15 protein-coding genes and 1 pseudogene are annotated in these 16,018 nt (G+C 50.9%); 3 read left to right on the top strand and 13 right to left on the bottom strand.

The genetic code is table 11. The features are described from left to right. Positions 1 to 83 precede the first annotated feature (83 nt). The 8 genes from dinB to DT73_RS04370 form a co-directional block, all read right to left on the bottom strand. Entirely contained in the window at positions 84 to 1,139 is a 1,056-nt protein-coding gene (dinB, locus tag DT73_RS04335; protein ID WP_036104445.1) for a DNA polymerase IV, read from the bottom strand. Positions 1,140 to 1,584: 445 nt separating this feature from the next. Then, complete coding sequence (nqrM, locus tag DT73_RS04340) at positions 1,585 to 1,809, bottom strand: (Na+)-NQR maturation NqrM (protein ID WP_036104449.1); 225 nt, start codon at positions 1,807 to 1,809, stop codon at positions 1,585 to 1,587. Between the two features lie 14 nt (positions 1,810 to 1,823). Then, the gene (gene nqrF / locus DT73_RS04345; protein WP_036104451.1) at positions 1,824 to 3,047 is read right to left on the bottom strand and encodes an NADH:ubiquinone reductase (Na(+)-transporting) subunit F; all 1,224 of its coding nucleotides are present in this window, start codon (positions 3,045 to 3,047) and stop codon (positions 1,824 to 1,826) included. A 12-nt stretch (positions 3,048 to 3,059) separates the two neighbouring features. Then, positions 3,060 to 3,656, bottom strand: coding sequence for an NADH:ubiquinone reductase (Na(+)-transporting) subunit E (gene nqrE, locus DT73_RS04350; RefSeq protein WP_036104456.1), 597 nt, complete (start codon positions 3,654 to 3,656; stop codon positions 3,060 to 3,062). 6 nt (positions 3,657 to 3,662) lie between these two features. Continuing rightward, positions 3,663 to 4,301 (bottom strand): NADH:ubiquinone reductase (Na(+)-transporting) subunit D, encoded by a 639-nt coding sequence (locus DT73_RS04355; protein WP_036104458.1) that lies wholly within the window; start codon positions 4,299 to 4,301, stop codon positions 3,663 to 3,665. Continuing rightward, a complete protein-coding gene (locus tag DT73_RS04360; protein ID WP_036104464.1) occupies positions 4,294 to 5,088 on the bottom strand; it encodes a Na(+)-translocating NADH-quinone reductase subunit C in 795 nt (264 codons plus the stop codon). Before DT73_RS04360 ends, DT73_RS04355 begins: the two co-directional genes overlap by 8 nt. Continuing rightward, positions 5,081 to 6,319, bottom strand: a complete 1,239-nt coding sequence (locus tag DT73_RS04365) for an NADH:ubiquinone reductase (Na(+)-transporting) subunit B (RefSeq protein ID WP_036104467.1) — start codon at positions 6,317 to 6,319, stop codon at positions 5,081 to 5,083. Before DT73_RS04365 ends, DT73_RS04360 begins: the two co-directional genes overlap by 8 nt. A gap of 2 nt (positions 6,320 to 6,321) precedes the next feature. Further along, the gene (locus tag DT73_RS04370) at positions 6,322 to 7,665 is read right to left on the bottom strand and encodes a Na(+)-translocating NADH-quinone reductase subunit A (protein WP_036104469.1); all 1,344 of its coding nucleotides are present in this window, start codon (positions 7,663 to 7,665) and stop codon (positions 6,322 to 6,324) included. 508 nt (positions 7,666 to 8,173) lie between these two features. Here DT73_RS04370 and dpaA point away from each other — a divergent pair. Continuing rightward, positions 8,174 to 8,911 (top strand): peptidoglycan meso-diaminopimelic acid protein amidase, encoded by a 738-nt coding sequence (gene dpaA / locus DT73_RS04375; protein WP_036104471.1) that lies wholly within the window; start codon positions 8,174 to 8,176, stop codon positions 8,909 to 8,911. Here dpaA and DT73_RS04380 read toward each other — a convergent pair. Together DT73_RS04380 and lpcA are read right to left on the bottom strand one after the other, a co-directional pair. Then, complete coding sequence (locus DT73_RS04380; protein WP_036104473.1) at positions 8,882 to 9,649, bottom strand: class II glutamine amidotransferase; 768 nt, start codon at positions 9,647 to 9,649, stop codon at positions 8,882 to 8,884. The two genes, dpaA and DT73_RS04380, sit on opposite strands and share 30 nt — an antisense overlap. 81 nt (positions 9,650 to 9,730) lie before the next feature. Further along, the gene (lpcA, locus tag DT73_RS04385) at positions 9,731 to 10,312 is read right to left on the bottom strand and encodes a D-sedoheptulose 7-phosphate isomerase (protein WP_036104476.1); all 582 of its coding nucleotides are present in this window, start codon (positions 10,310 to 10,312) and stop codon (positions 9,731 to 9,733) included. A gap of 226 nt (positions 10,313 to 10,538) precedes the next feature. Here lpcA and fadE point away from each other — a divergent pair, with 226 nt between their 5' ends. Together fadE and DT73_RS04395 are read left to right on the top strand one after the other, a co-directional pair. After that, positions 10,539 to 12,983 (top strand): acyl-CoA dehydrogenase FadE, encoded by a 2,445-nt coding sequence (fadE, locus tag DT73_RS04390; protein WP_036104479.1) that lies wholly within the window; start codon positions 10,539 to 10,541, stop codon positions 12,981 to 12,983. A gap of 135 nt (positions 12,984 to 13,118) precedes the next feature. Then, positions 13,119 to 13,892, top strand: a complete 774-nt coding sequence (locus DT73_RS04395; RefSeq protein WP_036104480.1) for an amidohydrolase — start codon at positions 13,119 to 13,121, stop codon at positions 13,890 to 13,892. Between the two features lie 45 nt (positions 13,893 to 13,937). On the opposite strand, the gene uraH is transcribed toward DT73_RS04395, so the two are convergent. From uraH to hpxK, 3 genes and pseudogenes are all read right to left on the bottom strand, one after another. Then, positions 13,938 to 14,273, bottom strand: a complete 336-nt coding sequence (gene uraH / locus DT73_RS04400; RefSeq protein WP_036104483.1) for a hydroxyisourate hydrolase — start codon at positions 14,271 to 14,273, stop codon at positions 13,938 to 13,940. Further along, on the bottom strand, positions 14,270 to 14,767 hold the full coding sequence (gene uraD, locus DT73_RS26695) for a 2-oxo-4-hydroxy-4-carboxy-5-ureidoimidazoline decarboxylase (protein ID WP_255358333.1): 498 nt from the start codon (positions 14,765 to 14,767) through the stop codon (positions 14,270 to 14,272). The genes uraH and uraD overlap by 4 nt, the downstream gene beginning before the upstream one ends. A gap of 12 nt (positions 14,768 to 14,779) precedes the next feature. Then, positions 14,780 to 16,012, bottom strand: a pseudogene (gene hpxK, locus DT73_RS04405) (allantoate amidohydrolase); the annotation flags it as partial. Positions 16,013 to 16,018 lie beyond the last annotated feature (6 nt).

Consider the following 16,018-nt stretch of genomic DNA (forward strand, 5'->3'; position numbering starts at 1 on the left):
CATCAGACCCAACGCCCTGTTAACACAGGGCGTTTTTTATGCGCCATGGCTTTACAGGCATGGTGCTCTAAAGGTTAATGCGGTTACAGCCCCAGCACTAACTGGCGTTCCAGTTGTGGGTCCAGTAATGTTACATGCAACCCCACCAGCCGTACTCCCCGCCCACCCCGGCGGCTTTCCCAGGTTTTGCGCGCGGTATCCAGTAAGTCTGCTTTATTCAGGCTCGGCCAGATATGTTCCTGGGTGGTTAACTGAAAATCGTTAAACTTCAGTTTGATGCCCTGGCGGGCAATCCGCAGGTCTGGTTTTACTTTCGCCAGGCGGCGCTCCAGTTCAGGGTAAAGCTGCTCAATAATGTCCGCACAGGCCTGCCAGTCATGAATATCTTCTGCCAGCGTGCGCTCCACTCCCACTGATTTACGCTGCCTGTCGTTACTGATGGCGCGCTCATCAATGCCGTGGCTGCGCTCCCACAAAACCCGGCCAAATTTGCCAAAACGGCGTAACAGTAGCGCAAGGTCACTCTGCTGAACGTCCGCACAGGTGAGTAAGCCCATACTTTCCAGTTTCCCTGCTGTCACTTTACCCACGCCGGGGATTTTCCCCAGTTTAAGGGTTGCGAGGAACTCAGGCACCTGCTGGGGAGTTATCACGTACTGCCCGTTGGGTTTATTCAGATCTGAAGCTATTTTTGCCAGAAATTTAACCGGAGCCACACCTGCAGAAGCGGTTAGCTGCAGTTCATTAAAAATCGTCTGGCGAATCTCCTGAGCAATCAAGGTTGCCGAACCCTGGCAGAGGGCGCTGTCCGTAACATCCAGATAGGCTTCATCTAATGAAAGGGGTTCGATCAGGCTGGTATAACGAGAGAAGATCGACTGAATATGCCGTGACGCTTCTTTATAGGCCTCAAAACGCCCGGGTAGTAATGTAAGTTGAGGGCACAGCTTCAGCGCAGTGGCAGTAGGCATAGCACTGCGCACACCGAATTTACGCGCAACGTAATTCGCGGTGCTGATAACGCCACGTCTTTCCCGGCTGCCCCCTATTGCCAGGGGAATATCGCGCAGCGCCGGGTTATCGCGCATTTCGACGGCTGCAAAAAAGCAGTCCATATCGACATGTATTATTTTACGCATTCCCCCTCCGATTACTGTGTAAATATACAGCATATTTATTGGCTGTGAGAAGTGTAATAGTGATTTTCTTACCGGAAGTGTGGGGGAAAGTTAGTATGTGCTTACATTTCAGTAATAAAGCAGCTAAACGCAGGTATGGCCTGCTGTGAGCAACGCCTGTTTGAATCAGGGTTATGTATGCGTTTTGCTCCGCCCAGCCTGCCTGTTGTGGCTACTGGCTGGCCAGTTACACGGCACAGAGAGGCTGAGCAGCATAGCTGACACGCTGTAAGGAGCTGAGTGAAGGTTTTAAAGAAAGGTCAGTAAAAGGAGCATGGCCAAAGATATCAGGTGGATGATTGCGGTTAAAATAAGGGGAAAGCAGTAAAAGAAACCGGTTCAGAACAACCGTTGATACAGTTACTTACCTGCCCGGCGTAGCGAACAGGTAAGTAAAGGCTTACTTTCAGAGAATACGTGCTTTTTCGCGTTGTGCTGCCCGGGCTTCTTCAGCCATACGCTTTTTACGCGCATCACAAGGTTCCGGGCAGTTACACACTTTTTCCAGCCCCAACGTCGTTATGCCACCGCAACTCCCCTGGATTGCCTTGCGCTTAAACAACCAGCCAAGAGACATCCCCAGAATAACCAGTAAAAAAATGGCAAATGTGGCTACAAAAACAGTGAGCACTTTTCTTCCCCTTATCAGCCGCCGAAATCATCCAGCATGATATTTTCGTCTTCCACACCCAGGTCTTTCAGCATACGAATGACAGAAGCATTCATAACTGGTGGCCCACACATGTAAAACTCGCAGTCTTCCGGTGCTTCGTGATCCCGCAGGTAGTTTTCATAAAGAACATTGTGGATAAACCCTGTGTACCCTGTCCAGTTGTCTTCTGGCAGCGGTTCAGACAGCGCAACATGGAAAGTAAAATTCGGGTTCTCCCGTGCCAGTTGTTCAAACTCATCCTGGTAGAACATCTCACGCATGGAGCGCGCACCGTACCAGAAGCTGATTTTACGCTTGCTGCTAAGGCGTTTTAACTGGTCGAAAATATGAGAACGCATTGGTGCCATTCCCGCACCACCACCAACAAATACCATTTCTGCATCGGTTTCTTTGGCGAAAAACTCCCCAAATGGCCCGGAAATCGTCACTTTATCGCCAGGCTTGAGCGACCAGATATACGAAGACATAATGCCCGGTGGGACATCAGGTTTTGCTGGCGGCGGCGTGGCAATACGCACGTTCAGCATGATAATGCCTTTTTCATCCGGGTAGTTCGCCATGGAATAAGCACGAACACAGGGTTCTTTCACTACAGAGCGGTAACGGAACAAATTGAATTTATCCCAGTCGCCACGGTATTTTTCTGGTACATCGAAATCGCTATACGCCACTTCATGCGGGTCACACTCAATCTGAATATAACCACCAGCCCGAAACGGCACATCTTCACCATCTGGAATCCGTAGCTTCAGCTCTTTAATGAAAGTGGCCTTGTTATCGTTAGAGATAACTTCGCATTCCCATTTTTTTACCCCGAAAATTTCTTCCGGAAGCTCAATTTGCATATCCTGCTTTACTGCAACCTGGCAGGCCAGGCGGCAACCTTCACGGGCTTCACGTTTCGAGATATGGGAAAGCTCGGTAGGCAGAATATCGCCCCCACCTTGCTTGATTTTCACCCGGCACTGGCCACATGAGCCACCACCGCCACAGGCAGATGAAACAAAAATGCCCTGCCCGGATAACGTATTCAGCAGTTTGTCGCCTGCTGCCGCACGAAACTGTTTGTCAGCATCGCCGTTTACTTCAATCAGAACGTCACCAGAGTTGACCAACTTTGATTTTGCAAAAAGAATCAACAGCGCCAGCGCCAGGACAATCAGCGTAAACATTACTACGCCAAGAATAATTTCCATACATTTCCGCCCTTATAGCTGCACACCAGAGAAAGACATAAAGCCCAATGCCATTAACCCGGTGGTGATAAAGGTAATGCCCAAACCACGCAACCCTGCGGGTACATTGGCATACTTCATTTTTTCACGAATACCTGCCAGAGCAACAATCGCCAGCATCCAGCCCATACCGGAACCAATGCCATAAACAATGGATTCCCCAAAGTTGTAATCACGCTGCACCATGAACGAAACACCACCGAAAATGGCGCAGTTCACCGTGATTAATGGCAGAAAGATCCCCAGGGCGTTGTAGAGCGCAGGGAAAAAGCGATCCAGGATCATTTCCAGAATCTGCACCAGTGCCGCGATCACCCCAATAAAAGTAATGAAGTTCAGGAAGCTGAGATCCACACCACTAACCAGCGCACCATCACGCAGGACCAGGTTGTAGACCAGGTTATTCACCGGTACAGAAATACCCAGCACCACCGTAACGGCAATGCCCAGGCCGAACGCCGTAGAGACTTTTTTGGATACAGCCAGGAAGGTGCACATGCCAAGGAAGAAGGCTAACGCCATGTTCTCCACAAAAACAGCGCGGACAAACAAGCTAATATAGTGAGCCATTGGCGGTTACTCCTTTTCCTGCTGAGCGGGTTTGAGGGTACGAATTCCCCAAATCAGCAGGCCAATGATGAAAAACGCACTGGGTGCGAGCAAAAACATGCCATTTGGTTGGTACCAGCCGCCGTTTTGTACGGTTTGCAGTACGGTGACACCAAACAGTTTCCCGCTGCCAATCAGTTCACGTAAGAAGCCAACGATAATCAGAATGACGCCGTAACCCAGGCCATTACCGATACCGTCCATAAAGCTTGCCAGTGGCGGGGATTTCATTGCATAGGCTTCAGCACGGCCCATCACAATACAGTTCGTGATAATCAGGCCGACGAATACTGATAATTGCTTGGATATTTCGTAAGCGAAAGCCCTGAGCAACTGGTCCACGACAATCACCAGTGATGCAATAATCGCCATCTGCACGATGATACGCACACTGTTAGGAATATGATGGCGGATCAAGGAGATAAACATACTGGAAAACGCTGTAACCAGCGTTACAGCCAGCGTCATTACAAACGCGGTTTCCAGCTTAGTGGTCACTGCAAGTGCAGAGCAGACCCCAAGAATTTGCAATGCGATCGGGTTGTTATCCACTAACGGAGAAACAACTACCCGTTTAATTTCTTTCAAACCAGCAGCATCAGCCATTGTTCAGCCCCCCTTCCTGGACATGTTTCAGGAATGGCCCAAAACCTAATTGACCTAACCAAAAATCGAAAGTGTGTTGCACACCGTTTGAGGTCAGCGTTGCACCTGATAAGGCATCCACACCGTGTTTATCACCTTGTGGAGCACCACCTTTCACTACGCGAATGGCAGGTTTACCACTATCATCAAACAGTGTTTTCCCCACCCACTTTTGCCGCCAGCTCGGGTTTTCCACTTCACCACCCAGCCCCGGGGTTTCTCCCTGGTCGTAATAGGTGATGCCTTTCACTGTGCGGCCGTCGATATCCAGCGCTACAAAGGCGTACATCATGGACCAAAGACCGTTGCCATACACCGGCAACACTAATTCCTGAATTTTGTTGTCTTCACCTTTTACCAGGTAAATTTCAACCAAATTACTGCGCCGCTTAATGCCAGCCGGGTCTTGTGAAGCACTCAACGCAATACTCTGGTCGGTGGAACGCAATGCCGCAGCCTGGTCAAATGACGCAGGATCTTTGTCTGTTAACTGACCACTTTGCAAATTCAGCAACCGTGGCTCAATGCGCGAGCTGTAAATTTGCTTCACAGCGTCACTACTCATGCCCGGCTGTACCAGACCAGCAACATCCAGAATATTACGTTGCTTATCCAGCAACTTTTGTTCCTGCTGGCGCGGTTTTAACCCTACGGCAGAACCTGCCACCACAACGGAACAGGCCAGACAAAGTAGCAGCACAACCAGCAATGTCTTGCCGATGCTATCGTTACCTTTTTTCTCAGCCACGAGATTTCCTCCGTTTGATGTTAGCCTGCACTACCAGGTAGTCGAACAACGGCGCGAAGAGGTTAGCAAACAGAATTGCCAGCATCATACCTTCCGGGTAAGCCGGGTTAACTACCCTAATCAAAACACACATGACGCCAATCAGCAGGCCATAGCTCCATTTGGCTTTGTCAGTAAAAGAAGCGGAAACCGGATCAGTTGCCATGAACATCATGCCAAAAGCGAAACCACCCAGAACTAAATGCCAGTACCACGGCATCGCGAACATGGGGTTTGTGGCAGAGCCAATCAGGTTGAATAAGGTTGCGGTCGCTATCATCCCAACAAGCACACCAGCCACAATGCGCCAGGAAGCCACGCGGCCAAATATGATGATGGCCCCACCAATGATTATCATCAGTGTAGAGACTTCACCAATGGAGCCTGGGATGTTACCGAGAAAGGCGTCGAGCCAGGTGACCGGCTGACCTGTAGTGACATTAACCAGCGCCTGCCCACCGTGGCTTGCCCACTGTGAAAGCGGTGTGGCACCAGAGAAGCCATCGGCAGCAGTCCAGACCAGGTCGCCTGAAATCTGCGCTGGGTAAGCAAAGAAGAGAAATGCACGCCCGGCCAGTGCAGGGTTGAGAAAGTTACGCCCGGTGCCGCCAAAAATTTCTTTGGCGATCACTACACCAAACGAAATCCCCAGAGCCGCCTGCCACAAAGGCAATGTGGGCGGGACAATCAGCGCAAACAGAATCGAAGTAACGAAGAAACCTTCGTTCACTTCATGCTTGCGAATAATGGCAAACAGCACTTCCCAGAAACCACCGACGATAAAAACAGTCAGGTAGATGGGAACAAAGAAAACGGCTCCCAGCAGCATCATGCTTAACCAGCCAGCATCGGGTGCGAAACTCACTCCCAGCCACTGGGCGACAGTATAATGCCAGTCACTGGCAATAACCTGTTGCAGTTGTTCAGGAGAATAGAGTTTATTAAGCGCCGGGATAGTTTGCTGCCCAACGTTGTACATTCCCCAAAACATGGCTGGAAACACAGAGAACCAGACCAGAATCATCATGCGCTTCAGGTCAATGGCATCACGAATATGCGATGCGCCTTTAGTGACTGTGCCTGGTGTATAGAACACCGTTGCCGTTGCTTCAAACAGGGGATAAAACTTCTCCAGCTTGCCGCCTTTAGTAAAATGCGGCTCAATCTTTTCAAATAACTGTTTTAAGCCCATGGTTATCCTTCCTGCTCGATACGGGTTAATACCTGGCGTAATACCGGGCCATATTCATATTTTCCCGGGCACACATAGGTGCACAATGCGAGGTCTTCTTCATCCAGTTCAAGGCACCCTAACGCCTGAGCGCCGTCTGTATCGCCAGCAAGCAGGTCGCGTAACAGCAAGGTGGGCAGGATATCAAGAGGCATCACACGCTCGTAGTTACCAATTGGCACCATTGAACGCTCACCACCGTTGGTATCTGTCGAGAAGTTAAACAGTTTATGCTTCAGGAAGTGGCCCAGAGTGGTACGGGTAATTGAGAATTTTTCTTTACCCGGCATGACCCAGCCGAACAACTCTTTCTCGCGCCCTTCAAGTAATACCGATACCTGCAAATGAAAACGGCCTAACCAGGCATGTGGGCCTTGTGCAATGTGCCCATTGAGAACAGAGCCTGACAGAACACGGTTTTCACCTTCGGCCAGTTCGCCTTTTACCAGTTCTTCCAGTGATGCACCAAGGCAGGTACGCACCAGGCGTGGGTTATTCACCTGCGGGCCACCCAGTGCCACAACGCGTTCACAAGATAATTCCCCATTGATAAACAGCTTACCAATGGCAATAACATCCTGGTAATTCAGGTGCCAGACCTGTTTTTGAAGGCTTACCGGTTCAAGAAAATGAATGTGAGTGCCCGGCAGACCTGCGGGATGAGGCCCGGCGAATTCGTTAAACGTAACCTGGCCAGACGAATGCCCACCAAGTTTGCCACCACTTGCCTGGCAAACATGCACTTTGCCTTTGGTCAGGCGGGCAAGTACCGACAACCCGGCATTAAACATTTCCCGTTCACTGTGAATAATCAGTTGTGGGTCTGCGGCAAGGGGATTGGTATCTATTGCTGTAACAAAAATAGCCAGGGGTTCTGAACCAGGCGTGGGAGCTTTACTAAACGGGCGTGTACGTAATGCTACCCATAACCCAGAAGCCAGTAACTGTTGCTCAACAGCTTCCCGGGAGAGTTCGGCGAGGTCATTCGGTTCATAGCGGTTAAAGGTAACCTGCTCAGAGCCTTCAACTTTAATGACTACTGACTGCAACACGCGCTGTTCACCACGGTTAATGGCAACCACTGTGCCACTGGCAGGTGCAGTAAAAATAACCCCGGGATTTTTTTTATCTTCAAAGAGTGGCTGCCCTTTACGGACCTGATCGCCTTCTTTGACTCGCATAGAAGGGCGCATGCCGACATATTCTTCGCCGAGCACTGCCACATGACTGATGGCGGGGCCATCATAAATTTCCTGGACAGGCTGGCCTGCGATGGGCAGGTCGAGACCTTTTTTAATTTTAATCATATGGTTATCACGCAATTTTTAACGTAATTCCGCCAGCATAAAGCCACTGACGCCAGAGTAGTGATGAAAGGTGATACAGCCTGAGGGTTAAGAGAAGGAGGAATGCAATGCAGTAAAATACTCACGGCGCGCCTTTTACCAAAGGGTGTGTGCCGTTTGTGAATCCCAGGAAAGCGTCCTTTCTTATCTTATCCACCGGCTATCAATCAACTCACCGGATTTTACTATTAATCTACTTTTGACCCGCAAGATAGTACCATTAATCGCGTGCCTTGCATGCCAAAAACCCAATCCAAAATCAGGGAGTGAGAACAAACTCGCAAAGTGCAGAATAAAAATGTGCATGTCATAACAACCATTACACAATTATCTGCCAAACAGCCCTCTCCAGGGCTTGCGAAAATTAACAGTGGTGCTAATGTGAGCCCGATCAGGCAGAATAATCTGATTTTGGGTCTTCTTAGCCAATCTGGCGATGATTTTCAGGTTTATCAAGGAATATAGCAGTATGCGTAAAATCGCACTTGTATTTGCGATGCTTCTGATGCCCCTCTTGTCGTTTGCCAGTGACATTTCCAATGGCACGATGGCAAAACCAGCCAGCACAGAAATGAAAAAGCAGTTAATGGGCTCCCCGGTTTATATCCAGATTTTCAAGGAAGAACGCATTCTTGAGCTGTACGTCAAGATGGGCGAACGCTATCAGTTGATGAACAGCTACCGCATCTGCAACTATTCTGGCGGCCTGGGGCCAAAACGGCGTATGGGCGATTTTAAAAGCCCGGAAGGTTTCTATTCTGTTGGGCGCAGCCAACTAAAGCCTGACAGCCGCTTTTATAAAGCGATTAATATTGGCTTCCCTAACACCTATGACCGGGAACACGGGTATGACGGTAAGTACCTGATGATCCACGGTGCCTGTGTATCTATTGGTTGCTATGCAATGACGAACTCGAATATTGATGAAATATTCCAGTTTGTTACCGGTGCTATTATTTTTGGGCAACAGCAGGTTGAGGTGAATATCTTCCCATTCCGTATGACAGACGCCAATATGGCGCGTCATAAATATTCTTATTACATCAAGTTCTGGGAAGAACTGAAACCAGGTTATGACTATTTTGCCAAGTACCACCAGCCACCAGCGGTTTCAGTGGTTAATGGCCATTATGTTGTGGGCGCGCCCAATATGAACGCCACCCAACCGCAACTGGCCTCAAACTATACGGTCTCCCAGGCAAAATAGTGCCCATGAACCGGGCTCAATTTGAGTCCAGGTTTCATTACCGGTTAAAGGCTGTGTAGCAATAACAGTGACCACATCATTCGGTGTGGTCTCTTTTTGGAAGTCGATTTCTACATCCTGATCCAGTAAGGTCGCTACGCCAAAGGGTGCGCGCCGGGTTATCCAGTGTAACCGGGTAGAACAATAGGCCATAACATAGCGCCCGTCGGATAACAGCATATTGAATACGCCTTTTTCCCGCAGTTCCCCCGCAAGCTGTGCAATGTAACGAAACACCGCAGGCATGTTGCCAGGCGTGCGCGGGTAACGCTGGTTAAGTTTGTGCAGTAACCAGCAAAAAGCATATTCGCTGTCTGTTTCGCCTACCGGGCGAAAATGCCCTGTATCCAGCGAATGGTAGCCTTTCAGTTGCCCATTGTGTGCGTATGTCCAGTTACGCCCCCACAACTCACGGGTAAAAGGATGAGTATTCTCCAAGGCAACTTTGCCACGATTAGCCTGACGAATATGGGCAATGACCGAGCATGATTTGATGGGATATTCCTGCACCAGGCGGGCAATGGGCGAACGGAAACTGGGTTGTGGATCTTTGAAGGTCCGGCACCCTTTTCCTTCGTAGAACGTAATTCCCCAGCCATCTTTATGAGGACCGGTTCCGCCACCACGCTGAACCAGCCCGGTAAAACTGAAGCAAATATCGGTGGGCACATTCGCGCTCATCCCGAGCAATTCACACATAAAACACCTCACACCTGCCAGCGGCACAACACGAAAATGCCTGTGCCGCCACGAGCTACTGCGCCATTGCCCTTAGGCGGCTCAGGCTTTTACCATCTCTTTTTCAATTAGCTGAATCAGAATATGGATAACTTTAATATGGATTTCCTGAATACGATCAGCATAACCAAAATGCGGCACACGAATTTCCACATCAGCGCTGCCCGCCATTTTGCCGCCATCTTTACCCGTCAGCGCAATGACTTTCATTCCTTTCGCTTTTGCTGCTTCAATCGCTTTAATCACGTTGCCAGAGTTACCGGAAGTGGAAATACCTAATAATACATCCCCTTCCCGGCCAACAGCTTCTACGTAACGGGAAAAGATATACTCATAACCGAAGTCATTGCTCACGCAGGAAATATGGCTGACATCAGAGATAGCGATTGCCGGGTACCCCGGACGGTTTTCACGATAGCGCCCGGTGAGTTCCTCTGCAAAATGCATTGCGTCACAATGCGAACCGCCATTACCGCAAGAGAGCACCTTGCCCCCGGCTTTGAAGCTGTCTGCCAGCATCACTGCCGCACGCTGAATGGAATGAATATTTTCTTCATCTTTCAGAAAGTTAGCCAGAGTTTCGGCTGCTTCATTCAACTCACCACGAATCAAATCCTGGTACATAAGGAATATCCTTCAGTATTAAAAATATCAACCCGAAGTTTACCGGATAGTGCGAACAGCGAGAAGCGCTGCTGCCCGGATGTGCCCTTTTTTTTCAGGCTCTGACAATGAACATTGTGAACCAGGTTGTAATTATTTTGTAAATAGATTGATAAAGAAATGCACATCCACTACAACCATAATTACATCAAGTGGTCAGACCTCCTACAAGAAGGGAGCTTTTCTTATGTTGATATTGAGTATTGTTGCAACGTTTGTTTTGCTCGGTGCGCTGTTTTATCACCGCCTGTCGCTGCCGCTGAGTAGCCTGATTTTGTTGCTATGGACCGCAGGTCTTGCTACCGCCGGGCTTTGGTCTGCCTGGGTGCTATTACCGCTATTGATTATGCTGGTGCCATTCAATTTCTCACCAATGCGCAAATCGTTGATTTCAGCGCCAGTATTTCGCACTTTCCGTAAAGTCATGCCCCCTATGTCGCGTACCGAAAAGGAAGCTATTGATGCCGGTACCACCTGGTGGGAAGGTGACCTTTTTCAGGGAAAACCTGACTGGAAAAAATTACATAACTACCCACAGCCTGTGTTAACCCCTGAAGAACAGGCATTTCTGGATGGCCCGGTGGAAGAAGCCTGCCGCATGGCAAACGACTTCCAAATAACCCATGAAATGGCAGATCTCCCTCCAGAATTATGGGCTTACCTGAAAGAACACCGTTTCTTCGCGATGATTATCAAAAAAGAGTATGGCGGCCTGGCTTTCTCGGCTTACGCGCAGGCTAAAGTATTGCAAAAGCTCTCTGGTGTTTCTGGCATTCTGGCTATTACGGTTGGCGTTCCCAACTCTCTGGGGCCGGGTGAATTGCTGCAACACTACGGTACTGAAGAGCAAAAAAACCATTACTTGCCGCGCCTGGCTCGTGGCCAGGAGATCCCCTGCTTTGCGCTCACCAGCCCGGAAGCCGGGTCTGATGCGGGAGCAATTCCGGATACTGGCGTTGTCTGCATGGGTGAATGGCAGGGTAAGCAAGTGCTGGGCATGCGCCTGACCTGGAATAAGCGCTATATCACCCTGGCCCCAATTGCCACGGTTCTTGGGCTGGCATTTAAACTTTCAGACCCGGATAACTTACTGGGCCAGGAAAAGGAACTGGGAATTACTTGTGCCTTAATTCCAACCTCAACACCTGGTGTGGAAATTGGTCACCGCCACTTCCCGCTGAACGTACCTTTCCAGAATGGGCCTACACGCGGTAACGATGTGTTTGTCCCCATTGATTATATTATTGGTGGCCCGAAAATGGCGGGCCAGGGCTGGCGTATGCTGGTTGAATGCCTGTCTGTCGGGCGCGGAATTACCCTGCCATCCAACTCAACGGGTGGCCTGAAATCTGTTGCAATGGCTACCGGCGCTTATGCGCATATTCGCCGCCAGTTCAAAGTCTCTATAGGTAAAATGGAAGGGATTGAAGAAGCACTGGCGCGCATTGCCGGTAATGCCTGGGTGATGGATGCAGCTGCCTCATTAATTACTTACGCGATTGTACTGGGTGAAAAACCGGCTGTGTTGTCGGCTATTGTGAAATACCACTGCACCCACCGAGGCCAACGCTCGATTATTGATGCTATGGATATTGCTGGCGGCAAAGGCATTATGCTGGGTGAATCCAACTTCCTTGCCCGGGCTTACCAGGGCGCACCGATTGCCATTACAGTGGAGGGTGCCAATATTCTGACCCGCAGCATGATGATCTTCGGCCAGGGCGCGATTCGTTGCCACCCGTATGTGCTGGATGAAATGGCTGCTGCCCAAAATAATGATGTGAACGCGTTCGATAAACTGCTTTTCCGTCACATTGGCCATGTGGGTAGCAATAAAGTACGCAGCTTCTGGCTGGGCCTGACAAATGGCCGTACCAGTGCAGCACCAACACGCGATGCCACCCGCCGCTATTACCAACAAATGAATAAGCTGTGCGCTAACCTGGCGTTACTGTCGGATGTGTCTATGGCAGTTCTGGGCGGGAGCCTGAAACGCCGTGAGCGTATTTCGGCGCGGCTTGGCGATATTCTCAGCCAGTTGTATTTAGCCTCTGCGGCGTTGAAGCGCTACGAAGATGAAGGCCGTCACCAGGACGATTTACCGCTGGTGCACTGGGGAGTTCAGGATGCGCTTTATCAGGCTGAGCAGGCCATTGACGACCTGTTACGTAACTTCCCGAATAAAGCCGTTGCCCGTTTGTTGCGTGTAGTGGTGTTCCCGCTTGGCCGCCGTCATCAAGCGCCCTCTGACAAACTGGACAGCAAGGTTGCGCAAATTCTGCAACAACCCAGTGCGACCCGTGACCGACTGGGACGCGGCCAGTTCCTGGAGCCGTGCGAACATAACCCGGCAGGCCTGATGGAAGCCGCACTGCAGGATGTGATTGCCGCTGAGCCAGTTCATAAACGGATATGCGAAAGCCGGGGTAAAAACCTGTCGTTTACCCGCCTTGATGCACTGGCAAAATCAGCACTGGCAGCCGGAGAAATAACGGAAGAAGAAGCGCAAATTTTGCAACAGGCGGAAGCCAGCCGGTTACGTAGTATTAATGTTGATGAGTTTGAACCAGACGCACTGGCGACTCAGCCGGTAAAGTTTCACGAGCCAAGCCATAAAGACCAGGCAGCCTGATTTGCACTAAATCCGTTACCACTGTTACACATACCGCAAACCGCACCAGGCAACAGGTGCGGTTTTTATTCGCGGTCAAACGCGTTATTGTCTGATACAGTGTGATAATCGCTGAATAAATGTGGAGCGCTGACGGTGTCTGGTTTGAAAATTACCCTGTTGCAACAACCGCTGGTCTGGATGGATGGTTCCGCCAATTTGCGCCATTTTGATGTGGTGATGGATAAGCTGTCAGGGCGGGATTTGATTGTCCTGCCTGAAATGTTTACTACCGGCTTTGCAATGGAAGCCGCACAGCAGTCCATGCCTGAAACTCAGGTTATTGAATGGATGAAAGAAAAGGCCAGCCAGTGTGACGCAATGGTTGCCGGCAGTGCCGCCTTGCAAACCGAATCAGGGCCGGTAAACCGCTTTTTATTGGTTACTCCTCAAGGTGAAGTCAGCCATTACGATAAACGGCACTTGTTCCGCATGGCAGATGAACACCAGTATTATCAGGCCGGGAATGAACGGGTAATTGTTGAATGGCGCGGCTGGCGGATTTTGCCGTTAGTATGCTATGACCTGCGTTTCCCGGTGTGGTCTCGCAACCACGGTGATTACGATTTGGCTCTGTATGTTGCCAACTGGCCTGCCCCCCGCTCACAGCACTGGCAAACGTTACTGGCTGCCCGGGCCATTGAGAACCAGGCCTGGGTTGCCGGTTGTAACCGGGTGGGAACCGATGGCAATGGCCACCATTACCGGGGCGACAGCCGGGTTATCTCACCACAGGGGGAAATCATTGCCTCCTGCGATCCTCACCATGCGGCCCGGATTGATGCCGAGCTATCACTCACTGCGTTGCAGGAGTACCGGGAGAAATTCCCGGCCTGGCGCGATGCAGATAACTTCACACTTAACCCGTGATGCATGCCCTCTCATGTACTGGCATGAGGGGGTTTTAGCCTGCATTCAACTTCCCCGGTAGGTTGACCATGACCAGGGTGAAATCAAAAAGGGCAAATGGTAGTGCAGATTATCTGCCGGTAAAATCAGGTCAATTTGCGCTACCGGGTAGAGCGTTTCACGTTGTGTAACCGCGAAATACTCACCAGTTTGTGCAACCAGCCGGTACTGCCCGGGTCCTAATTCCCCGCCACCGAGGTTTTTCAGGCGGCCATCGGTATCTGTTTCACCCTGCGTTAACGTTACCCACTCACCAGACTGCAGCTGTTCCAGGCGAATCAATACACCCACAGCCGGTTTCCCGATAGCCGTATCCAGAATATGTGTGCTGAGCGTACTCATGGTAAGAAAACTCCTTCAAGGCGTAGTAACGTAATCTGCCGTAACTGCTCCAGCGCTTCCTGGGTTTCTTGTTCCGGGTTCGACGCCATCCGGCGCTGTAACGCCTGCAAAACCTCGTGCCCAGATAACCCTTTTGCCCGAATCAGGAAAACTCGCCCAAAGCGTTCTTCGTAATCGGCATTTCCTTTTGCCAGCGCTTGTGCGAGCGCCTGGTCTGCAGTATTCACTGCAGCCTGTTCGCCGCGAGATAGCTGTGCTTCTTCACTCTTCCCTGTTGGCCGCTCGCCAATGCGGGGGTGCGCACTTAGCGCCAGATTAAGCTCTGCGGTTTGCCAGCAGTCAGCTAATTCAACAGCATGCTTTTTCAATGCAGTAAACGACGAATAAGGGCGGCCAGCAACCAGTGCATCCTGCCAGGCCGGAATTGCCACACAAGCCTGAACCATAGCCTTTGCAGCCTGGGTATCAGCCTGGTTAAACCGCGCCAGTGGCATTGAGGTTTCTGCAACTGAGCACACCGCCTGGCTCCATGCTTTCATCGCAACAGCAACATCAGCTTCAGTTATCGATTCTGCCGGATGATGACTGATGCCTTTCTCACAGCGCACAAACAACATACCGACTGGCCAGCGCTCCGCGACAGCAATAGCATCATGCCCTGCTCCGCTCGGCAGAGAAAGTGCTTTGCCCTGTGCAGAAGCAACCGCTTCACTCAATGCCGCCTGTAATACCGGGGAACATGGTGTAGCCGGAATAGAATAGAAAGTGTCGTGGGTGAAGGACAACCCTCGCTGGCTGGCGATGGTTTCTGCCTGTGCCAGCAGTTGCGACAGCAATGCATCCCGGCTGGCATCCGATGGGCTGCGAATATCCAGTGTCAGTTCCACTGAGCCGGGAATAACATTGACGGCCCCAGGCAGACAGTTAACAGTACCAACCGTTGCTACATTGTCGCCACCGCTTGCCAGTGTTACCTGTTCCACCTGGTGGATCCACGCTGCAGCAGCGGCAAGTGCGTCATGGCGATGCGCCATCGGTACTGTACCGGCATGCCCGGCCTGGCCGGTAAAACAACAACGCAAACGGTGAGCACCATTGATTGCTGTCACCACGCCCAACGGGAGCAAAGCCTGTTCCAGAACCGGGCCTTGCTCGATATGCAGTTCAAGGTAGGCGGTAAAATCCTCCTGATTACGTGCCGCCATACCAATTCTTGCCGGGTCAAGACCGGCCTGTACCATCGCCTGCGCAACAGTAATACCTTCACTGTCCTGGCACTCCAGCCAGTTTTCCGGCCAGGTTCCTGTTATCCCCCGGCTCCCCAGCAGGGTGATGCCAAAGCGCGTGCCTTCTTCGTCAGAAAATCCAATAACTTCAATTGCCTGGTTCAGGCGCTTTCCTTGCTGGTTAAGCCAGTCAACCACTTCAATGGCTGTCAGTACCCCCAGCATGCCATCATAGCGCCCGGCATTTCTGACAGTATCCAGGTGTGAGCCCAGTAATACAGCGCTCGCACCTTCTGTTGCGCCTTCATAGCGGCCACAGATATTTCCAGTGGCATCCTGCCAGGTAGTCATACCCGCCTCTTCCATCCAACGGGCAACTTGCTGATTTGCACGTAAATGTTCAGGCGACAGGAAAACCCGGGTGAGCTGCCCCGGGGTTTGAGAAATTAACGCCAGCGTATCGCTGCGCGCCATGATGCGGCTGGCCGCCTGGCGGGATTGTTCGTCGGGCATTGCCAT

This window comes from Mangrovibacter sp. MFB070, assembly GCF_000705335.1.
Taxonomy (GTDB): Bacteria; Pseudomonadota; Gammaproteobacteria; order Enterobacterales; family Enterobacteriaceae; genus Mangrovibacter; species Mangrovibacter plantisponsor.

Coding starts and splice junctions, on each gene's coding strand:
- dinB (WP_036104445.1), bottom strand. CDS start 1,139: ATGCGTAAAATAATACATGTCGATATGGACTGCTTTTTTGCAGCCGTC.
- nqrF (WP_036104451.1), bottom strand. CDS start 3,047: ATGGAAATTATTCTTGGCGTAGTAATGTTTACGCTGATTGTCCTGGCG.
- nqrE (WP_036104456.1), bottom strand. CDS start 3,656: ATGGCTCACTATATTAGCTTGTTTGTCCGCGCTGTTTTTGTGGAGAAC.
- DT73_RS04355 (WP_036104458.1), bottom strand. CDS start 4,301: ATGGCTGATGCTGCTGGTTTGAAAGAAATTAAACGGGTAGTTGTTTCT.
- DT73_RS04365 (WP_036104467.1), bottom strand. CDS start 6,319: ATGGGCTTAAAACAGTTATTTGAAAAGATTGAGCCGCATTTTACTAAA.
- DT73_RS04370 (WP_036104469.1), bottom strand. CDS start 7,665: ATGATTAAAATTAAAAAAGGTCTCGACCTGCCCATCGCAGGCCAGCCT.
- dpaA (WP_036104471.1), top strand. CDS start 8,174: ATGCGTAAAATCGCACTTGTATTTGCGATGCTTCTGATGCCCCTCTTG.
- DT73_RS04380 (WP_036104473.1), bottom strand. CDS start 9,649: ATGTGTGAATTGCTCGGGATGAGCGCGAATGTGCCCACCGATATTTGC.
- lpcA (WP_036104476.1), bottom strand. CDS start 10,312: ATGTACCAGGATTTGATTCGTGGTGAGTTGAATGAAGCAGCCGAAACT.
- fadE (WP_036104479.1), top strand. CDS start 10,539: ATGTTGATATTGAGTATTGTTGCAACGTTTGTTTTGCTCGGTGCGCTG.
- uraH (WP_036104483.1), bottom strand. CDS start 14,273: ATGAGTACGCTCAGCACACATATTCTGGATACGGCTATCGGGAAACCG.
- uraD (WP_255358333.1), bottom strand. CDS start 14,767: ATGCCACTGGCGCGGTTTAACCAGGCTGATACCCAGGCTGCAAAGGCT.